The following is an 18,020-nucleotide window of genomic DNA, read 5'->3' on the forward strand; positions in this document are numbered from 1 at the left end:
CTTCGTCCTGGGGCACGGCCCGCCGGTGCTGTGGTCGTTGCGCAGCCGGCCTACCCGCCCGTCACGGGATCGCGCCCCGTGAGGCAGTAGACGCCCCCGGCCGGGTCCCGCATCACCGTCCATCCGTCGCCGTCGCGGACGAACTCGGCGCCGTACTCCTCATGGCGGACCCGCCCGGCGGCCAGGTCGGAACACGCCAGATCCAGATGGGCCGAAGCGGCGCGGGGCTCCTCCAGGCGCTGGACGAGCAGGTGGACGGGCAGATCCAGGGACGGGCGAAGCACATGGAACTCCCGGTGGTCGCCGGGGCGCGCGTCCCAGCCGGTCAGTTCCGCCCAGAAGGCGACCTCCGCGTCGAACGCCGCCGGTGACACGTCGAGGCAGATCTGGTCCAGTCGGCTCGTGGAGCCGCCGGGATCGGTCAGGACCGGCGGCCGGCGTGCTTGGCCCCGCCAGGGGACGACGCAGAAGGGCTGGCCGCCGGGGGAACGGAGCACCGTCAGTTCCGGGTGCCGGGCCTCGGTTTCCGCGCCCAGCCGACAGGCCCGGGCGGTGAACGCGGGAACGTCCTCCACCGCCAGGTCGGGATGAGCCCCGCCCGCCCCGCCCACCGCCTGGATCGCCAGGCAGGCGTCCGCTCCGTCCGGCAGCAGCGTCGTGAACTCGCCACGCTCACCCCAGGGCGGGGAGGAACGCGTCCCGGTGACCGCGCCCCAGAAGGCTGCCGCGCGACCGGCGGTCGCCGTCGGGCGGTCGATGAAGGCGTAGGTCCAGCGGATCACGGCGTTCCTCTGCTGTGGGTTCGGTGTGGCTCCCGGCAGCGCTCATGGTGCCAGGGCGCGGGTTGCGGAGGCCCGTTCATCACGCGTTCACCGGTCGGATCCGTTCGCGGCATTCCCTCGCACGCCATGGCGACCTACGCTCGGCCCGTATCGATCAACGTTGCCCGCACCGCTGTCCGAATGGTGCTGACAACGTTGTCCCTCTCTGTCGGAGGTACCCGCGACCATGCCCCCCAGACCGTCTGCGCCCCGGCGTCTCGCCGCACGGGCCGCCGCGATCGTCCTCACCGGCGCACTCGCAGGCGCCGTCACCCCGCCGGCCGCACAGGCCGAGGCGCTCGTCACGCGTCCCACCGCCTATGTCGACCCGATGATCGGCACGGCGAACGGCGGCAACACCTACCCCGGCGCGGTCCGCCCGTACGGCATGATCGCCTGGTCGCCGACCAGCACCACGGGCGACCAGACGAGCACCGGGGCGGCCAACGGTTACGAGTACGGGGTGACCCGGATGCGCGGACTGAGCCTCACCCATGTCAACGGAGCGGGGTGCAACCCCGGCGCCGCGGGTGATGTGCCCATCATGCCGTTCGTCGGTGATGTCACCTCGTCCCCGTCCGCCGACACCAAGGACGCCGTCTACGCGTCCGGCTTCTCGCACGACGACGAGCGTGCAGTACCCGGCCGTTACACCGTCGCACTGGACTCCGGCGCCACGGCGGACCTGGCCGTCAGTGAACGCGCGGGTGTGGCCGACTTCAGCTTCCCGGCGGACAAGCCCGCCAACCTGCTCTTCCGGGTGTCGAACTCCCTCAACGGCAGCGAGGACGCCGAGGTCGAGATCGACACCGCGCACCGCAAGGTGACCGGATCGGTGCTGACCGGGGCGTTCTGCGGCCGGCGTGCCAACGGCGGTACGAACAACCGCAAGAGTTATTACCGGCTCTACTTCAGCGCATCCTTCGACCGTGACTTCGCCACCACCGGCACCTGGCGCGACGGCACCCTGACACCGGGCGCCACCAGCGGAAGCGGCGGAGAGGGATACGCCACCGGGGCCGACCGCGCCGGGCGCGGATCCGGTGGCTGGGTCGGCTTCGACACCGAGGTCGACGCCGACGTCCGGATGCGGATCGGGATCTCCTACGTCAGCCAGGCCGGCGCCGAGGCCAACCTCCGCAAGGAGATCGCGCCGAGAGCGAGCGTCGACGACGTGGCCCGGGCGGGATCAGCCGCCTGGGACAGCGAACTCTCCTCCGTGCGCACCGGCGGCGGCAGCGACGCGCAGCGCACCTCGTTCTACACGGCGCTGTACCACTCACTGATGCAGCCGAATCTGATCAGCGACACCGACGGCCGCTACCCCGGCATGGACGGGAAGCCGCACCGTGTGACGCGCGGTCAGAAGGCCCAGTACAGCAACTTCTCCGGCTGGGACCAGTACCGCGCCCAGATCCAGCTCCTCGCCCTCCTCAAGCCGAGGATCGCGGGGGACTTCGCCCAGTCGTTGTACAACTTCGCGCGGCAGAACGGCGGTGTCTGGGACCGCTGGGTGCATGTCAACGGCGCCACGCATGTGATGACCGGTGATCCCACGGCCGCCACCCTCGCCACGTTTTACGCGATGGGCGTACGCAACTTCGACTACGAGGGTGCCTTCGAATCCCTGGCCCGCCAGGCCACGGTGCCCCACCCGGACGGCCTCTCCGACGCGGGCTGCCCCGGACAGTGCACCGGCCAGCGGCCCAACCTCGCCCAGTACCTGGAGTCCCGCTACGCGGCTCAGGACGTCTGCCACTGCTGGGGCGGCGCCGCCGAGACCCTCGAGGACGCGGTCGCCGACGCGGCGCTCGGCAGATGGGCCCGGCTGCTCGGACGTGAGGAGGAGGCCACCGCCTTCGAGGAACGCGGACTCTGGTGGCGCAACGTGTTCAACCCCGAGGCCGGCGACGGCGCCGGAACGACCGGCTACGTCCAGGCGCGCAACCTCGACGGCTCCTGGGTGACCCCCTTCAGCCCCGGCAGCGACCGCGGCTTCGCCCAGGGGACCAGCGCCACCTACACCTGGATGGTCCCGCAGGACGTGCAGGGCCTGGCCGCGGCGATGGGCGGACGCGACATCGCGGCTCAGCGGCTGGACGGCTTCTTCCACAAGGCGGACGGCTCCTGGTCGGTCAAGGGTGGCGACGCGCTGCGCTACGACCCGACCAACGAGCCGGGCATCCACGCCCCGTGGCTCTACAACGCGCTGGGTCAGCCCTGGAAGACCCAGGAGACCGTACGCGAGATCGTGAACACGGTCTACGGCACAGGCCCGCGCGGTCTGCCCGGTAACGACGACCTCGGCACGATGTCGGCCTGGTACGTCTTCTCGGCTCTCGGCCTCTACCCGCAGACGCCGGGCAGCGCCACCATGCTGCTGGGAGCGCCGCTCTTCCCGTCCGCGGTGCTGGACCGCCCGCAGGGCGGGGACATCCGCATCCACGCTCCGCAGGCCGATGCGACACATCCGTACATCGATGCGGTCAGCGTCGACGGGCGGGCGAGCGACAGGTCCTGGACGGACGCCGGGCTGGTCACCAGGGGCGGGTCGCTGACGTACCGGCTCGCCGACCGGCCGAACACGTCCTGGGCCGCGGGAGCTGCGGGTCTTCCGCAGTAGCGCACCGATCGGCCCCGGTACGCAGACCGGTGGGCGGCGCGATGCCGCCCACCGGGTCTTGCGTGCCCGTCGGGGAGGGGAGAGGAGGAGCCAATTTTCTATCGTTGAAAATTCTGTGTGCACGACCGTTGTCAGGTGTTTGAGGCTGTGGCTCAATGTTCGACTATGTGCAGTGCTCCGCGGTTCGGGGCACTTTGGCTTCTTCGACGAGGACGACGCCTTGATACGACAACTAGCCCGCCCCCGCACACTTTTGAGAACCCTCGCCTGTACGGCGGCGCTGCTGCTCCCCGTGGGGGCCACCCTGGTCCCGGCCGCTGCCGCGGCCCCTGCCGCGGGCACCGCCTCCGCCTCGGCGGCCTCGGTGGAGGTCCCCTCCACCGAGGTGCACGGCCTCAAGGGCGAGTACTTCGCCATGTCCGCCCCGGGCGCCCGCGACTTCGCGAAGCTCGGTGCCACGGCGCTCGACCCCGAAATCAACTTTCCCGGGCTGACCGGTGCGTTCGAGTCGGCCACCGGCAGGACCGAGCACACCACCGCCCGCTGGACAGGGCAGATAGAAGCACCGGAGACCGGCGACTACACCTTCGCCGCCATCGGTGACAACGGCTTCCGGCTCTTCATCGACGACAAGGCCGTCATCGACCACTGGGAGCCGGACTGGGACAAGGAGCAGACGAGCGCGCCGGTCGCCCTCGAGGCCGGTGAACCGCACACGTTCCGGCTGGAGATGTTCCAGGACACCGGCGGAGCGAACATGTTCCTGCGCTGGTCGAGCGCGAAGCTCGCCAAGCAGGTTGTCCCGGAGTCGGCCTTCACCCCGCCCGCCGACTTCGAGGTCTACCCGGTCGGGCTGAGCGTCGCCGAGAACGGTCTGGAGCTGCAGGCGGCCTTCGACCACGACATCAGCGGTATCGAGGACGTGAAGGACCACCTCGACATCGAGGCGGACACCACGCCGATGCCCGTGAAATCGGTCGCCAGGGTCCCCGGCAACCGCAAGGCGCTCGTCGTCACCCTGGACGCGGCCGTCCAGAAGGGCCAGCAGGTCAAGTTCGTGTACGACGGTGAGGGCGGCCTGAAGGCCGGCGACGAGACCGTCCCGGAGATCAGCCGCAGGGCGAAGAACCTCTCCACGCACCGGCTGCTCACCCCGTGGGGCGAGAAGGTCGACCGCAGGAACCCGCTGCCCGAGTACCCACGCCCGCAGCAGGTGCGTGACGACTGGAAGAACCTCAACGGGCCGTGGGAGTTCGCCGGGGCCGAGGCGGGTGAGCAGCCCGTCTTCGGCGAGACGCTCGACGAGCGCATCACCGTGCCGTTCCCCGTCGAATCCCAGCTCTCCGGACTGGAGCGCCACGAGGACCACATGTTCTACCGCAAGCTGGTCACCGTGCCCAAGGGCTGGTCGGTCGGCAAGCGGAGCGGTGACGACCGGCTGAAGCTCAACTTCGGTGCCGTCGACTACCAGGCGCGCGTCTGGGTCAACGGCAAGCAGGTCGCCGAACACACCGGCGGTTACACCGCCTTCAGCGCCGACATCACCGACGCCCTCAAGGGCAGCGGCCCCCAGGAGATCGTGGTCGCGGTCACCGACACCACGGGGGCCGACCAGCCCACGGGCAAGCAGTCCGCCAACCCCAGCGGCATCTTCTACACCGCCTCCTCCGGCATCTGGCAGACCGTCTGGATGGAGCCCGTCGCTCCGGCCGCCGTCGACTCCCTGAAGACCACGCCCGACATCGAGAAGGGCCGGCTCGCCCTGACGGTCAACTCCGAGGACGCCTCGGGGGCCGCCCGGATCACCGCAGTGGCCCGCGACAAGAAGGGCAAGGTCGTCGGCAGGGTCACCGGCCCGGCCAACAGCGAGCTGAGCCTCCCGGTCGCCAGGCAGCACCTGTGGACGCCGGACGACCCGTACCTGTACGACCTGGAGGTCACCCTCAAGGACGGCCGATCCAAGGACACGGTCGACAGCTACTTCGGTATGCGTTCCTTCGGCGTCGCCGAGGTCGGCGGCTACCAGAAGCTGGTGCTCAACGGGAAGCCGTTCTTCTCCCTCGCCCAGCTCGACCAGGGCTTCTACCCGGACGGCCTGAACACGGCGCCCAGCGACGACGCCCTGGTCTTCGACCTGCAGGCGCAGAAGGACCTCGGCTTCAACTCCGTCCGCAAGCACATCAAGGTCGAGCCCGCCCGCTGGTACTACCACGCCGACCAGTTGGGTCTCCTGGTGTGGCAGGACTTCGTCTCCGGCAACCTCACCGGTGAGAAGGGCCAGAAGGCCTTCCTCGACCAGGGCGCCGAAATGATGGAGCAGATGCACAACTACCCGTCCATCGGAGCCTGGATCGTCTTCAACGAGGGCTGGGGCGAGTGGGACCGCACCGAGACCGGCAGGATCACCGAGAGGGTCCAGGCCGCCGACCCCTCGCGCGTCGTCAGTGCCCACAGCGGTGTCAACTGCTGCAACTCCAAGGGTGACTCCGGCAAGGGCGACATCATCGACCACCACGACTACAACAACACCGACCCTGCCTTCCCCGACGAGACGCGCGCCGCGATTGACGGTGAGCACGGTGGCTTCACCCTGCGCATCCCCGGCCGCATGTGGCCCGGCGCGCCCACCGCGATCTACAGCGGTGTCGCGGACAAGGCCGCCCTCACGGCCAAGTACGTCGACAACACCCGCACGTACTACCTGGAGCAGGCCGGCGCCGAACTCTCCGGCTCCATCTACACCCAGGTGACCGACCTGGAGAACGAGCTCAACGGTCTCTGGACGTACGACCGCCGGGAGATCAAGGTCGACCCGGCTAAGGTGCGGGCGATCAACGAGGAGGTCATCGCGGCCGGCGCGGCCGCCGGCGAGCGGGACGAGATCAAGGGCGGCGGTGCCTGGTCGCTCGACGAGAACGAGGGCACCAAGGCCGCCGACAGCGGTCCCAACCACAAGGACCTCACTCTCACCGAGGGCACGTCCTGGACATCCGGAGTGCAGGGCTCGGCGCTGAAGTTCGACGGCGAGGGCCAGTACGCGGAGACCGACGGCCCGGTCGTCGACACCACCGGTGACTACACCGTGTCGGCCTGGGCGTCGCTCGACGCCCTTCCGGGTAACTACGCGACCGTGGTCAGCCAGGACGGCCGCCGCCAGGAGAACCCGTTCTACCTCCAGTACGGGCAGGGCGGGTTCGCCTTCTCCACCCCGGGCGCCCACCGGGCCCGGCTGGAGGCCGAGCCCGAGCTCGGCCGGTGGTACCACCTCGTCGGCGTACGCAGCGGGGACGAGATCAAGCTGTACGTCGACGGCGAGCTCGCCTCCACCGCGGCGGCCGGGACCGCCGATGTCAGCACCGGGGCGCTGTCCGTGGGCCGCGCCAAGTGGTCGGGCGGCAACACCGACTTCTGGAACGGCTCCGTCGACCAGGTGAAGGTCTACGACAAGGCGCTCACCGACCAGGAGGTGACCGCGCTCCACGACGGCGAACAGCCGTAGGACCCCTCGTCCGGTCGCGCCGGACTGCGGCCGGAGCCGAACGAAGACCCCAGGTCCCCGGACCGGACGACCGCTCCCGGCGGGCGCGTGGCGAAGGCGCCCGCACCGCCGGGAGCTCGGTCCGCCCGGGCCCTGCTCAGACGGGGGAGACGGAGGCCCCGGTGCTCTCCCGGACCAGCACCCGGTGCGGGACGACGATCCGGCGCGCGGGCAGCGTGTCGAGCCGTCCGAGCACACGCTCGGCCAGGCACTGCACCGCCCGTTCGGCGATCTGCTCCCGGTCCGGGGCGATCGTGGTGAGTGACGGGGCCGAGAAACGGCCGTCCTCGATGTCGTCGAAGCCCATCAGCGCCACGTCGTCCGGCACCCGCACACCCTGTTCGGCCGCGACGCGCAGGGCGCCCAGCGCCAGTTCGTCACTGAAGCAGAAGACGGCGTCGGGGCGCCCGGGCAGGAGCAGCAGCTCACGCAGGGCCCGCGCTCCCTCCGCGCGGTGCAGATCGGTCACCTCCACCTCGGCGACCGGGCTCAGTCCTGCGTCCCGCAGGCCCATGCGGAAGCCTTCGGCGCGCAGCTCGGCCGTGCCGTGTCCCAGTCCGGACTGCAACCCGATCGCGGCAACGCGTCGGCGGCCCAGTGCGACCAGGTGCGCGGCGGCTGCCCGCGCGGCCGCCACGTTGTCCAGGGCGACATGGTCGATCGACCCGAGCGGGTCCAGTTCACCGAGGACGACCAGAGGCAGACTGCCCGCGAGCGAGGCGAGTTCGGCCGGCGAGGTCGACCACGGGCTGATGACCATGCCGTCGACCTGGTGGCCCTCCGAACCGTCGAGGAGCCGTCGCTCCAGGTCCGCCCGCCCGCCGGTGCGTTCCAGGAGCACCGTCCAGCCGCGCGCCTGCGCCGCGTCGATGAGATGACCGGCCAGCGCCCCGAAGTAGGGGGAGTGGATCTCGGGAACGACGACCCCGATGAGCCCGGTGCGCCCCTGCCGGAGGTTACGGGCGGCGAGGTTGGGGCGGTACCCCAGTTCCGCCACTGCCGCCAGGACGCGCGCACGGGTGTCCGGCGCGACGGCGGCCGTGTTGCTCACGACGTTGGAGACGGTCCGGACGGACACGCCCGCGAGCGCGGCGACGTCCTTGAGTCTCGCTGCCACGGCCGGTGTTCCTGCCCCTCTGCCTGCGGGGGCGGCGGACCGCGCCCTCTGAGCTGTGCACCGTAACAGGTCCCACGGCACGCGATGGCCCCTCCCTCTTGCCTCGTTGATTGCAACGTTGCAACATGAGGCGCGGCACACGGCGGAGCCAGGCCGAGCTCCCCTGGAACAAGCCGGTTGTGCCCCCTTCCGCCGATGAGAGGACCACCGCCATGCATGAGGCCGCGACATCCGCCGCCCGGTTCCCGCACCCCGACGCGGCAGTCCAGGATCTGTACTCGGCAGGGATCACCGCGTGTCGCGGTGCCTTCGCCCCGCAGTGGGCCGACCTGATGCGGGAGGACATCGACACCGCCTTCACCGAGGCCCGCGGCAGGGAGGGCGGAGTCGTCGGCCGGGGACCCCACCGGTACTACGCCGAGATCCACCCCGAGCAGCTGCGCGGCTTCGTGGGCCTCGTCGACCATCCCTGGGTCCGGGGAGTGTGCGAGGCCGTCCTGGGGGAGGACTACCGCATCGTCGAGCTCGGGTTCGACATACCGCTGGCAGGAGCGGTCGACCAGCCCTGGCACCGGGACTTCCCCATGCCGGACGCCACGCGTCAGCACCGCCGGCTGACCTCGCTCGCCTTCAACCTCACCGCGGTCGACACCCGCGACGACATGGGGCCCTTCGAGATCGCGCCCGGCACCCAGTGGGACGACGACGCGCGCTTCGGCCATGCGATGTTCCCACCCCGCGAGGACCACCCGCGCTACGCCGCGCTCGCCGAACGGAGGTACCCGCGACGGGGTGACATCTCGGCCCGCTCCGCCCTGACGATCCACCGGGGCACGGCGAACCGGTCGCCCGACCCCCGTCCCGTCCTGGTGCTGGGCGTAGACGCCCCGGGTGCGGGCAACGACGCCCAGCACGACATGGCGGTCACCCGGGAGTACTGGGCGTCCCTGCCCGGCCGGGTGCGGGCGCATCTGCACTGCCCGGTCGTGCGGGAGCTGACCCCCGTCGTCCAGAAGCACGCCATCGAAGGCCTGGTCATGGGGGACGCCTGACGCCCCCGCACCCGCCGCCACGGCTGCAGCCGCACCCGCAGCCCAGGGCGGGAAGCCGATGTCGGCGTATGACAGCACGCGGTCGGCCGAGTGTCCAGGGGTGCCGCAGTGGCTGGTGGGGTAGTGCCCCGGAAGCCGTGCGGCGGCGGGCCGCGCCCCGGGGCGACACATTTCGGAAACCATCGACAACGCTCTTGCCGCCTGCGGCGCCTCGCCTATATAACGTTGTAAACCGAGCCGCCGAGAGGCCGCACAGGCCCTCATGACCGCAGTTTCCGCAGCTCGCAGCGGGGTCGTGAGGGATACAGCGTCATCTGCCGCCGAGCGGCCGATGCACCGTCCCGCCATGCCCGACCGCACGCCAAGGGTGTGCCGTCACCTCGCCAAGGAGCGTCCCGCGCATGATGACCCAGCGTCGATCCCGTACCCTCGCCGCGGCCTGCCTGCTCGCCGCCACCGCCACGCTGGCCGTTTCCGGCTGCTCCAAGTCGGAGACCACGGACAGCGCGGGCGGTGACAGCGGCCAGGGGGCACAGGCGGCCAAGTCCCCCGAGGCCGCCTCCGGTCCCGGCTGTTCCCTGCAGAGCTACGGCGCGCCCAAGATCGACCTCAAGGACGCCGTGGTCGGCTTCTCCCAGTCGGAGAAGGAGGCCAACCCGTTCCGTATCGCCGAGACCCGGTCGATCAAGGACGAAGCCGCCAAGATCGGCGTCAAGAAGCTGCTCACGACCAACGCGCAGTCGCAGCTGTCCAAGCAGATCAGCGACATCCAGGACATGCTGTCCCAGGGCGCACAGTTCCTCATCATCGCCCCGCTGAACTCCGACGGACTGGAGCCCGCGCTCAAGGCCGCGGCGGCGAAGAAGGTGCCCGTCCTCACCATCGACCGCAAGGTCAACGCCACGGCCTGCGAGGACTATGTGGCCTTTCTCGGCTCCGACTTCGTCGAACAGGGCAAGCGGGCCGCCGACGCGATGATCAAGGCGACCGACGGCAAGGGCAAGGTGGCGATCCTGCTCGGCGCCTCCGGCAACAACGTGACCACCGACCGGACCAAGGGCTTCGTCGACCGGATAGAGGCCGAGGCGCCCGGCATCGAGATCGTCGCCCAGCAGACCGGTGAGTTCGCCCGTGACAAGGGCCAGCAGGTCATGGAGCAGCTCATCCAGTCCAAGCCCGACATCACCGCCGTCTACGCGGAGAACGACGAGATGGGCCTCGGCGCCGTCACCGCGCTGAAGGCGGCCGGCAAGAAGCCAGGCAAGGACGTCAAGATCGTCTCGGTCGACGGCACCCGCAACGCCGTGCAGGCCCTGGCCAACGGCGAGTACAACGCCGTCATCGAGTCCAACCCGCGCTTCGGACCGCTGGCCTTCGCGACCGCCCAGAAGTTCTACGGCGGCGAGGAGATCCCCGAGAACGTCATCATCACGGACCGCGCCTACGACGAGACCAACGCCAAGGAATCGCTCGGCGGGGCGTACTGATCCGCTCCTGACACCAGCGGCCCCGGCCGCCGTGGCGCCCGCACCGGGCCACGGCGGCTCCCGGGCCCTCCCCCTTGGACAGCGGAAGGCCGAGGAACACCCATGGCACCACCCGAAGCAGTACCTCAGGCACCGGAAGCAGCCGGGTCCACGGCCTGTGCCGTGCTCGAAGCCCGCGCGGTGAGCAAACGGTTCCCCGGCGTCGTCGCCCTCGACGACGTCACCTTCTCACTGCGTGCGGGGGAGACCCACGCACTCGTCGGGGAGAACGGTGCCGGAAAATCGACCCTCATCAAGGTGCTGACCGGCGTGTACCGGCCCGACCGGGGCGAACTGCGGATGGCCGGCGAGCCGGTCAGGTTCGCCCGGCCGTTCGAGGCCCAGCAGGCCGGGATCTCCACGATCTACCAGGAAGTCAACCTCGTCCCGCTGATGAGCGTGGCGCGCAACATCTTCCTCGGCCGTGAACCCAGGAACCGCTTCGGGCTCATCGACTTCGCCCGCATGCACCGGGAGACGGGCGAACTGCTCGACGGATTCGGCGTACGCGTCGATCCGCGCCGTCCCCTGCACACCCTCGGCATCGGCACCCAGCAGATGGTCGCCCTCGCCCGTGCGGTGTCCGTCAACGCCCAGGTCGTCATCATGGACGAGCCCACCTCCTCGCTCGAACCGCGCGAGGTGGAGACCCTCTTCCGGGTCATCGGGGACCTGCGGGACCAGGGCATCGCCGTCCTCTACGTCAGCCACCGCATGGACGAGCTCTACCGCGTCTGCGAGCGGGTGACCGTGCTGCGCGACGGCCGGCACATCCACACCGGCGACCTCGCGGACCTGGACCGGATGCGACTCGTGTCGATGATGCTCGGCCGCGACCTGTCCGAGGTGCGGCGCTCCGGCGTCACCAGCTTCGCCGCGGAAGGGCACGAGGCGGCCCGTACGCCCGTCCTCACCGCGACCGGGCTCTCCAGCCGTCTTCAGCTCCACGACATATCCGTGTCCCTGTACGCGGGCGAAGTGCTCGGTCTGGGCGGGCTCCTGGGCTCCGGCCGCAGTGAGACGGCGAAGGCCCTGTCCGGCGCGCTGCCTCTGGACGCCGGCGAACTCACCGTGGACGGCGCCACCTTGAAGCGCCTCACCCCGGCCGCCGCCATCCGGGCCGGCATCAGCCTGCTGCCCGAGGACCGTAAGGCCGAAGGCATCGTGCCCGGACTCTCCGTCCGCGAGAACATCGTGCTGGCCGCCATGCCGCGCCTCTCCCGGGCCGGTGTGGTCAGCCGCGCCAAGCAGGACCGGGTTGTGGAGATCTTCATGAAGCGCCTGCGGATCAAGGCCTCCAGCCCCGAGCAGAAGGTCGGCGAACTCTCCGGCGGCAACCAGCAGAAGGTCCTGCTGGCCCGCTGGCTCTGCCTGGAGCCCAAGGTCCTGCTGCTCGACGAACCCACCCGCGGCATCGACGTCGGCGCCAAGGCCGAGGTCCAGAGCCTCATCGACGACCTGGCCCGCGAGGGCCTGGCCGTCCTGCTCATCTCCTCGGACATCGAGGAGCTCATCGAAGGCGCCGACCGCATCGTCGTCCTGCGCGGCGGCGCTGTCGCCGGTGAGCTGTCGGGCGACGACGTGGCCGAGGACCGGCTGCTCGAAGTGCTGGCCGACCACGCACCGCAGCCGGCGGACAGGGCCCAGGCCGCCCAGGAGGACCCCCGATGACCCAGACAGCCGTCGCCCCGCCCACGCGGGGTGACACCCCCCGGAAGTCCGAGCACCCCCTGGCCCGGCTGCGTGATCCCGCCTGGTACCAGACGTACGGCGTCTATGTGGCCGTGGCCGTGGTCCTGCTCTTCAACGCCCTGTTCACCGAACACTTCATGACCGCCGACAACTTCCGCACCCAGCTCGTCCAGGTCGCCCCCATCGTCATCGTCGCGCTGGGCATGGCTCTGGTCATCGGCACCGAGGGCGTCGACCTGTCCGTCGGCTCGACGATGGCGCTCGCCGCCGCGTTCCTGCCGCTCTACCTCGGATACGGGCTCGTACCCGCCCTTGTCGTCGCCCTGCTGGCCGGCGCGGTCGTCGGAGCGGTCAACGGCGCCCTGGTCTCCCTCGTCGGACTCCAGCCCATCGTGGCCACGCTCGCCCTCTTCGTCGGCGGCCGCGGTCTGGCCCTGGTCATGGCCGACGGGCAGCTCAAGCAGATCGTCAACCCCGACCTGCTGTCGCTCGGCACCGGCTCCCTCCTCGGCATTCCGCTGGTCGTCCTGATCGCCGCGGTGCTGGCCGTCGCCGTCGCCTTCCTGGTGCAGCGCACCACCTTCGGCCGGCAGGTCGTCGCCATCGGCGGCAACCGCTCCGCCGCCGCACTGGCCGGGCTGCCCGTCAAACGGGTCCTCATCGGCGTGTACGTACTCTGCGGAGTGCTCGCCGCGCTCGCCGGGATCCTCGCCACGGCCAGGCTCACCGCGAGCGACCCCTCCTCGCTCGGCACCCTCATGGAACTCTCCGCCATCACGGCGGTCGTGGTCGGCGGCACCCCCCTCAACGGAGGTTCGGTCCGGGTCCTCGGCACCGTGGCGGGCGCCCTGCTCATGCAGCTCCTGCGTGCCACGCTCGTCAAGCACGACCTGCCCGACTCCACCGCACAGATCGCCCAGGCGGCCATCATCATCGCCGCCGTCTACGTCGCCCGGGAGCGTCGGTCCCGATGAACCGAACCGAACCAGTCACCACCGCCCCGGCTCCGGTGCCGCCGAAGGGGCGCGCACCCAGCCCCACGGCGGGCGCCGAGCGGACCGGCCGGCAGCGCGCCGCCGAACTCCTGCAACGCCAAGGCGTCCTCGCGGTCCTGCTGGCCGTGGTGATCGCCGCCTCGTTCATCTACCCGACCTTCGCGTCCCTGGACAACGCCCGCGGGGTGACCATCCAGGCGTCCTTCCTCGCCGTGGTCGCGCTCGGCATGACCATGGTCATCATCACCGGCGGCATAGACCTGTCCGTCGGTTCCGTCTTCGCCCTCGGGGGAGTCCTCGCCGCCTGGGCCTCGCAGTACGGATTCCTCGCCGCCCTGCTGCTTCCCCTCGTGGTGTGCGGCGGGATCGGCCTGCTCAACGGACTCCTCATCGCCCGGGGCAACATGGCCCCGTTCATCGTCACCCTGGCGACCCTGCTGGGCGCACGTGGCCTGCTGCTCGCCCTCACCGACGAGGGCGCGACCACCTACCTGGTACCCAAGGGCTCCGCCTTCGCCGAACTCGGCCAGGGGAGCGTCCAGGGCTTCGGCTACCCGATCCTCATCGCGCTGGTGCTCTTCGGAGCCGGCGGACTCGTCCTGCAGCGCACCTCGTTCGGGCAGACGCTCTTCGCCGTCGGCGGAAGCAGCGACGCGGCCACCCTGATGGGTCTCCCCGTGGCCCGCACGAAGATCCTCGTCTACACCCTCAGCGGTCTGCTCGCCGGACTCGCCGGCGCCCTCAACGCCGCCAGGCTCTCCTCCGGCGTCACCATCGTCGGGGTCGGCATGGAACTCGACGCGATCTCCGCCGTCGTCATCGGCGGCACCCTGCTCATCGGCGGCGCCGGATCCATCAGCGGCACCCTCTGGGGCGTCCTGCTGCTGGCCGTCATCCAGAACCTGATCAATCAGATCGGCTCGCTCAACTCCTCCTACCAGTCGGTGGTCAGCGGCGGCTTCCTTATCGTTGTGGTGGTGGCCCAGCGCTATCTGGCGCGCAGTCGCAGAAGCACCTGACGACGAGCCACCGGTCCGGGGCCGGACCACAGAACAAGTCGAGCCGAGCCGAACCAAGGAGTGCCGTGGGCGTCAGCCTCAAGGACGTTGCGCGACGGGCGGGCGTGTCCATCAAGACCGTGTCGAACGTGGTGAACAACTATCAGCACGTCACACCCGCGATGCGCGCCAAGGTGCAACAAGCGATCGACGAGCTCGGCTACCGGCCGAACCTCACCGCCCGCCACCTGCGCAAGGGCCGCACCGGCATCATCGCCCTGGCCGTTCCCGAATTCGGCAACCCGTACTTCGCGGAACTCGCCGGGGCGGTCATCGACGCGGCCGCCCGGCACGACTACACCGTCCTGGTCGATCACACCGCAGGACTACGGGAGAAGGAACTCCTGGTGAGCCAGGGATTCCGCTCCCATGTGATCGACGGCCTCATCCTCAGCCCCATCCACCTGGAGACCGAGGACCTCATGGCCCGCACCGAGACGGCGCCCCTGGTCCTGCTCGGCGAGCGCGAGTACGAGGCTCCGTACGACCACATCGCCATCGACAACGTGGCGGCGGCCCGCACGGCCGTCCGCCACCTCATCGGCCGGGGCAACCGCCGGATCGCTTTCCTCGGCTCGCGCACCGGACGTGAACGCCAACCCGCACACCTGCGGTTGCGGGGGTGGCGCGAGGAACTCGCCGCCGCCGGGCTGACACCGGACGAATCCCTCGTCGTCGTCACCGACGGCTACGGCCGCGAGGACGGCGCCGCGGGCATGGTGGAACTCCTGGACCGGGGCGAGCGCCCCGACGCGGTCTTCGCCTACAACGACCTCATCGCCATCGGTGCGATGCGGACCATCGGCGAACGCGGACTGCGCGTCCCGGACGACATCTCCGTCGTCGGCTTCGACGACATCGAGGAGTGCCGCTACACCTCCACCACCCTCACCACCATCGCCCCGGACAAGGAGGCCATCGCCCGCCTCGCCGTCGACAGTCTCGTCGAACGGCTCTCGGGCGAAGCCGTCGCCGAACCGCGCAGGCCACGCCCCGGCTACCGACTCGTCGTCCGTGAATCCACCACGCCCCGGCCCCGCTCCGGCCCCACAGAGGACCTCTGATGCCGCGCCCCACCGTGTACAGCACCCCCGTCGGCTCCGCCCGGGGCGTCCCGGTCCGTCTGTGGACCCTCGACAGCGGTACGGGAGTCAGAGCCGACGTACTCACCTACGGGGCCTCCCTGCACCGCCTCGACGTACCCGACACCAGGGGGGCCACCGCCTCTGTCGTCCGTTCGCTCCCGGCCCTCCACGACTACACGGCCACGCACCCCTATTTCGGCGCCGTCGTCGGCCGGTACGCCAACCGCATCGCGCACGGCCGCTTCACCCTGGACGGGACCGAGCACCACATCCCCGCCAACGACCGCGGCCACGCTCTGCACGGCGGCCCCGACGGCTTCCACACCAAGGTGTGGGACGCGAGCGCCGACCGGACCGACGCAAGCGTGTCCGTCCGGCTCTCCCTGCACAGCCCAGACGGTGACATGGGCTTCCCCGGCGCGCTGGACACCACGGTCACGTACACCCTCGACACCACCGGCACCCTGGCCGTCGAGTACGCCTGCACCACCGACCGGCCAACGGTCGTCAACCTCACCAACCACGCGTACTTCGACCTGGCCGGCCACGGCGACGTCCTCGGCCATCAGCTGGAGGTCGACGCCGACACCTATCTGCCGGTGGACGACTCCGGCATCCCGCTCGGGCCGCCGGCCGAGGTGCGGGGCACTCCCTTCGACCTCACCGAGCCCCGCGTCCTCGGGGAACGGCTCGGCCACGACGACCGACAGCTGCGTGACGCGGGAGGGTTCGACCACTGCTGGGTGCTCCGGGACGCCGGCGGGAGCCTGCGCCGCGCCGCACGCCTCACCGCTCCGGACACCGCCCGCGTCCTGGAGGTGTGGACCACGGAGCCCGGCCTTCAGGTCTACACCGCCAACCAGCTCGACGGCTCCTTCACCGACGCCGCCGGCCGTCGCCACGAACGGCACGGCTCGGTCTGCCTGGAGACCCAGCACCTGCCCGACTCACCCAACCGGCCCGAGCTGCCCAGCACCGTGCTGCGCCCGGGTGACACGGCGCGCAGCCGCACCGAACTGCGGTTCTCCCACCTGGAGCCGTGAGCCCCGTGAACGGGCGCGCCGGGCGTCCGGACCGGCCGCGTACGCCGGACCGGCCGGTGTGCGGTCACCCAGGAGGCGGTGGGGCCGTACTGGCCCGCACGACCAGCCTGGTCGGGACCAGGGTGGTCCCCCGTTCCGTCGTCTCGTTGCGGATCTGGCGCAGGACGCCGTCCACACACTGCCGCCCTATCTCGGCGAAGTCCTGGTGGACGGTGGTCAGAGGGGGGAGGAAGGACGCGGAGTCGGCGATGTCGTCGAACCCGACCACGCTGACGTCCTCGGGGACGCGTCTGCCCCGTTCCTGCAGGGCGCGCAGGACGCCCAGAGCCATCTGGTCGTTGGCCGCGAAGACCGCCGTGCAGGCGGGGTCGGCCGCCAGGGTGAGCCCCGCTTCGTACCCCGAGGCCGCGGTCCAGTCGCCGTCCACCGGGGGCGGGACGGGCCGTCCCGCGTCCTCCAGTGTCTGCCGCCAGGCGTGGGCGCGGCGCTGGGCGGCGAACGATTCCACCGGACCGGCCACATGCGTCACGGTGCGGTGCCCGAGATCGAGCAGATGGCGCACCGCCGCCCTGGCTCCTCCGGACTGGTCGGTGTCCACGACGCTGTAGCGGTCGCCGGCGTCGGAGTCGGCCACCACCACATGGGTGTGCGGCGGCAGCGAGATGGCGGCGTCCAGAAGACGTACTTCCATGATCACGATGATGCCGTCCACGACCTGTTCGCCGAGCACGGTGACGGCCCCCCTGACCCCGGTGCTGGTGGGTGAGGCGACGGGAAGCAGGGTGATCGCGTAACCCTCGTCCGCCGCGGAGGCGGAAATGGCCTCCAGCGTCCGGACGTTTCCCGTCGTGGCGAGGGTGAACAGGATGACGCCCAGGGTGCGGAACTTCCCGCTCTTGAGGGCGCGCGCGGCGCTGTTGGGGCGGTAGTTCAGCTCCTTCATGGCGGTCAGGACACGTTCGCGCGTCTCCTCGGAGACCACCGTGTGTCCGTTGGAGACACGCGAGACCGTCTGGGAGGAGACTCCCGCCCGGCGCGCGACGTCGGCCATCGAGGCTTCCTTGCGCGGCGGCCGGCTCATGGCCTGTCCCTGTCCGTGCACTGCGCCCGCCTCCGTCGTGGTCGTGTGGGCCTTTCGCCGTGTGGGCGCGCCGTTCCGGCCGCGGGGCCGTCTTCTCACCGCGTGCGTCGAGAGTGTTCCGATCGGGGCCCGCCCTGTCCCTGCTGCGCGTGTGGCTCGTACCGCGTGGGGACCGAGGGTTCGGGTCACCGGCATTTCTACCACTTCGGACGCACGGTGCCGACACACGGGCGGACGCGGAGGCGGCCGCCGGCGGCGCTGGGTCCCAACTGGTCGGCCTGGCAGGGAAACCGAGCCTTGACCACGAGGTGAGAGACGTGTAGACATCACTTCACCGATACATGTTTACGTAAACATCCGTACTGGTGTTCACGTGGCCATCGGCCTCC

The 18,020-nt window shown here is 70.6% G+C and carries 12 protein-coding genes; 9 read left to right on the forward strand and 3 right to left on the reverse strand.

The genetic code is table 11. The annotated features are described in order from the left end of the window. Positions 1–50 precede the first annotated feature (50 nt). Positions 51–782, reverse strand: coding sequence for a VOC family protein (locus ACFYSH_RS13830; RefSeq protein ID WP_359468389.1), 732 nt, complete (start codon positions 780–782; stop codon positions 51–53). Positions 783–1,008: 226 nt separating this feature from the next. Between ACFYSH_RS13830 and ACFYSH_RS13835 the strand changes: the two genes are divergently transcribed. Both ACFYSH_RS13835 and ACFYSH_RS13840 read left to right on the forward strand, forming a co-directional pair. After that, positions 1,009–3,444: a GH92 family glycosyl hydrolase gene (locus ACFYSH_RS13835; RefSeq protein ID WP_388752449.1), complete on the forward strand. Its 2,436-nt coding sequence runs from the start codon at positions 1,009–1,011 to the stop codon at positions 3,442–3,444. Between the two features lie 172 nt (positions 3,445–3,616). Then, positions 3,617–6,943, forward strand: a complete 3,327-nt coding sequence (locus ACFYSH_RS13840; RefSeq protein WP_388752452.1) for a LamG-like jellyroll fold domain-containing protein — start codon at positions 3,617–3,619, stop codon at positions 6,941–6,943. 136 nt (positions 6,944–7,079) lie between these two features. Here ACFYSH_RS13840 and ACFYSH_RS13845 read toward each other — a convergent pair whose 3' ends face one another. Next, positions 7,080–8,099: a LacI family DNA-binding transcriptional regulator gene (locus tag ACFYSH_RS13845; protein ID WP_388752455.1), complete on the reverse strand. Its 1,020-nt coding sequence runs from the start codon at positions 8,097–8,099 to the stop codon at positions 7,080–7,082. A 212-nt stretch (positions 8,100–8,311) separates the two neighbouring features. Here ACFYSH_RS13845 and ACFYSH_RS13850 point away from each other — a divergent pair, with 212 nt between their 5' ends. The 7 genes from ACFYSH_RS13850 to ACFYSH_RS13880 all read left to right on the forward strand — a co-directional run bounded on the left by ACFYSH_RS13850 (position 8,312) and on the right by ACFYSH_RS13880 (position 16,550). Next, the gene (locus tag ACFYSH_RS13850) at positions 8,312–9,151 is read left to right on the forward strand and encodes a phytanoyl-CoA dioxygenase family protein (RefSeq protein WP_388752457.1); all 840 of its coding nucleotides are present in this window, start codon (positions 8,312–8,314) and stop codon (positions 9,149–9,151) included. 401 nt (positions 9,152–9,552) lie between these two features. Next, complete coding sequence (locus ACFYSH_RS13855) at positions 9,553–10,638, forward strand: ABC transporter substrate-binding protein (RefSeq protein ID WP_359468398.1); 1,086 nt, start codon at positions 9,553–9,555, stop codon at positions 10,636–10,638. Between the two features lie 102 nt (positions 10,639–10,740). Continuing rightward, positions 10,741–12,348: a sugar ABC transporter ATP-binding protein gene (locus ACFYSH_RS13860; protein WP_388752460.1), complete on the forward strand. Its 1,608-nt coding sequence runs from the start codon at positions 10,741–10,743 to the stop codon at positions 12,346–12,348. Further along, positions 12,345–13,343 (forward strand): ABC transporter permease, encoded by a 999-nt coding sequence (locus ACFYSH_RS13865; protein WP_359468404.1) that lies wholly within the window; start codon positions 12,345–12,347, stop codon positions 13,341–13,343. Before ACFYSH_RS13860 ends, ACFYSH_RS13865 begins: the two co-directional genes overlap by 4 nt. Next, complete coding sequence (locus ACFYSH_RS13870; RefSeq protein WP_359468407.1) at positions 13,340–14,383, forward strand: ABC transporter permease; 1,044 nt, start codon at positions 13,340–13,342, stop codon at positions 14,381–14,383. The genes ACFYSH_RS13865 and ACFYSH_RS13870 overlap by 4 nt, the downstream gene beginning before the upstream one ends. A 65-nt stretch (positions 14,384–14,448) precedes the next feature. Further along, on the forward strand, positions 14,449–15,486 hold the full coding sequence (locus ACFYSH_RS13875) for a LacI family DNA-binding transcriptional regulator (RefSeq protein WP_359468409.1): 1,038 nt from the start codon (positions 14,449–14,451) through the stop codon (positions 15,484–15,486). Then, positions 15,486–16,550 (forward strand): aldose epimerase family protein, encoded by a 1,065-nt coding sequence (locus ACFYSH_RS13880; protein ID WP_388752465.1) that lies wholly within the window; start codon positions 15,486–15,488, stop codon positions 16,548–16,550. The genes ACFYSH_RS13875 and ACFYSH_RS13880 overlap by 1 nt, the downstream gene beginning before the upstream one ends. Before the next feature lie 64 nt (positions 16,551–16,614). On the opposite strand, the gene ACFYSH_RS13885 is transcribed toward ACFYSH_RS13880, so the two are convergent. Then, positions 16,615–17,631 (reverse strand): LacI family DNA-binding transcriptional regulator, encoded by a 1,017-nt coding sequence (locus ACFYSH_RS13885; protein ID WP_388752468.1) that lies wholly within the window; start codon positions 17,629–17,631, stop codon positions 16,615–16,617. Between the last annotated feature and the right edge of the window lie 389 nt (positions 17,632–18,020).

The sequence above is a fragment of the Streptomyces sp. NPDC005791 genome, assembly GCF_042871485.1.
In the GTDB taxonomy this organism is placed as follows: domain Bacteria; phylum Actinomycetota; class Actinomycetes; order Streptomycetales; family Streptomycetaceae; genus Streptomyces.

Excerpts from the sequence above, each read along its gene's own strand:
- ACFYSH_RS13835 (WP_388752449.1), top strand. The coding sequence starts at position 1,009 with ATGCCCCCCAGACCGTCTGCGCCCCGGCGTCTCGCCGCACGGGCCGCC.
- ACFYSH_RS13850 (WP_388752457.1), top strand. The coding sequence starts at position 8,312 with ATGCATGAGGCCGCGACATCCGCCGCCCGGTTCCCGCACCCCGACGCG.
- ACFYSH_RS13855 (WP_359468398.1), top strand. The coding sequence starts at position 9,553 with ATGATGACCCAGCGTCGATCCCGTACCCTCGCCGCGGCCTGCCTGCTC.
- ACFYSH_RS13860 (WP_388752460.1), top strand. The coding sequence starts at position 10,741 with ATGGCACCACCCGAAGCAGTACCTCAGGCACCGGAAGCAGCCGGGTCC.
- ACFYSH_RS13865 (WP_359468404.1), top strand. The coding sequence starts at position 12,345 with ATGACCCAGACAGCCGTCGCCCCGCCCACGCGGGGTGACACCCCCCGG.
- ACFYSH_RS13870 (WP_359468407.1), top strand. The coding sequence starts at position 13,340 with ATGAACCGAACCGAACCAGTCACCACCGCCCCGGCTCCGGTGCCGCCG.
- ACFYSH_RS13880 (WP_388752465.1), top strand. The coding sequence starts at position 15,486 with ATGCCGCGCCCCACCGTGTACAGCACCCCCGTCGGCTCCGCCCGGGGC.
- ACFYSH_RS13885 (WP_388752468.1), bottom strand. The coding sequence starts at position 17,631 with ATGAGCCGGCCGCCGCGCAAGGAAGCCTCGATGGCCGACGTCGCGCGC.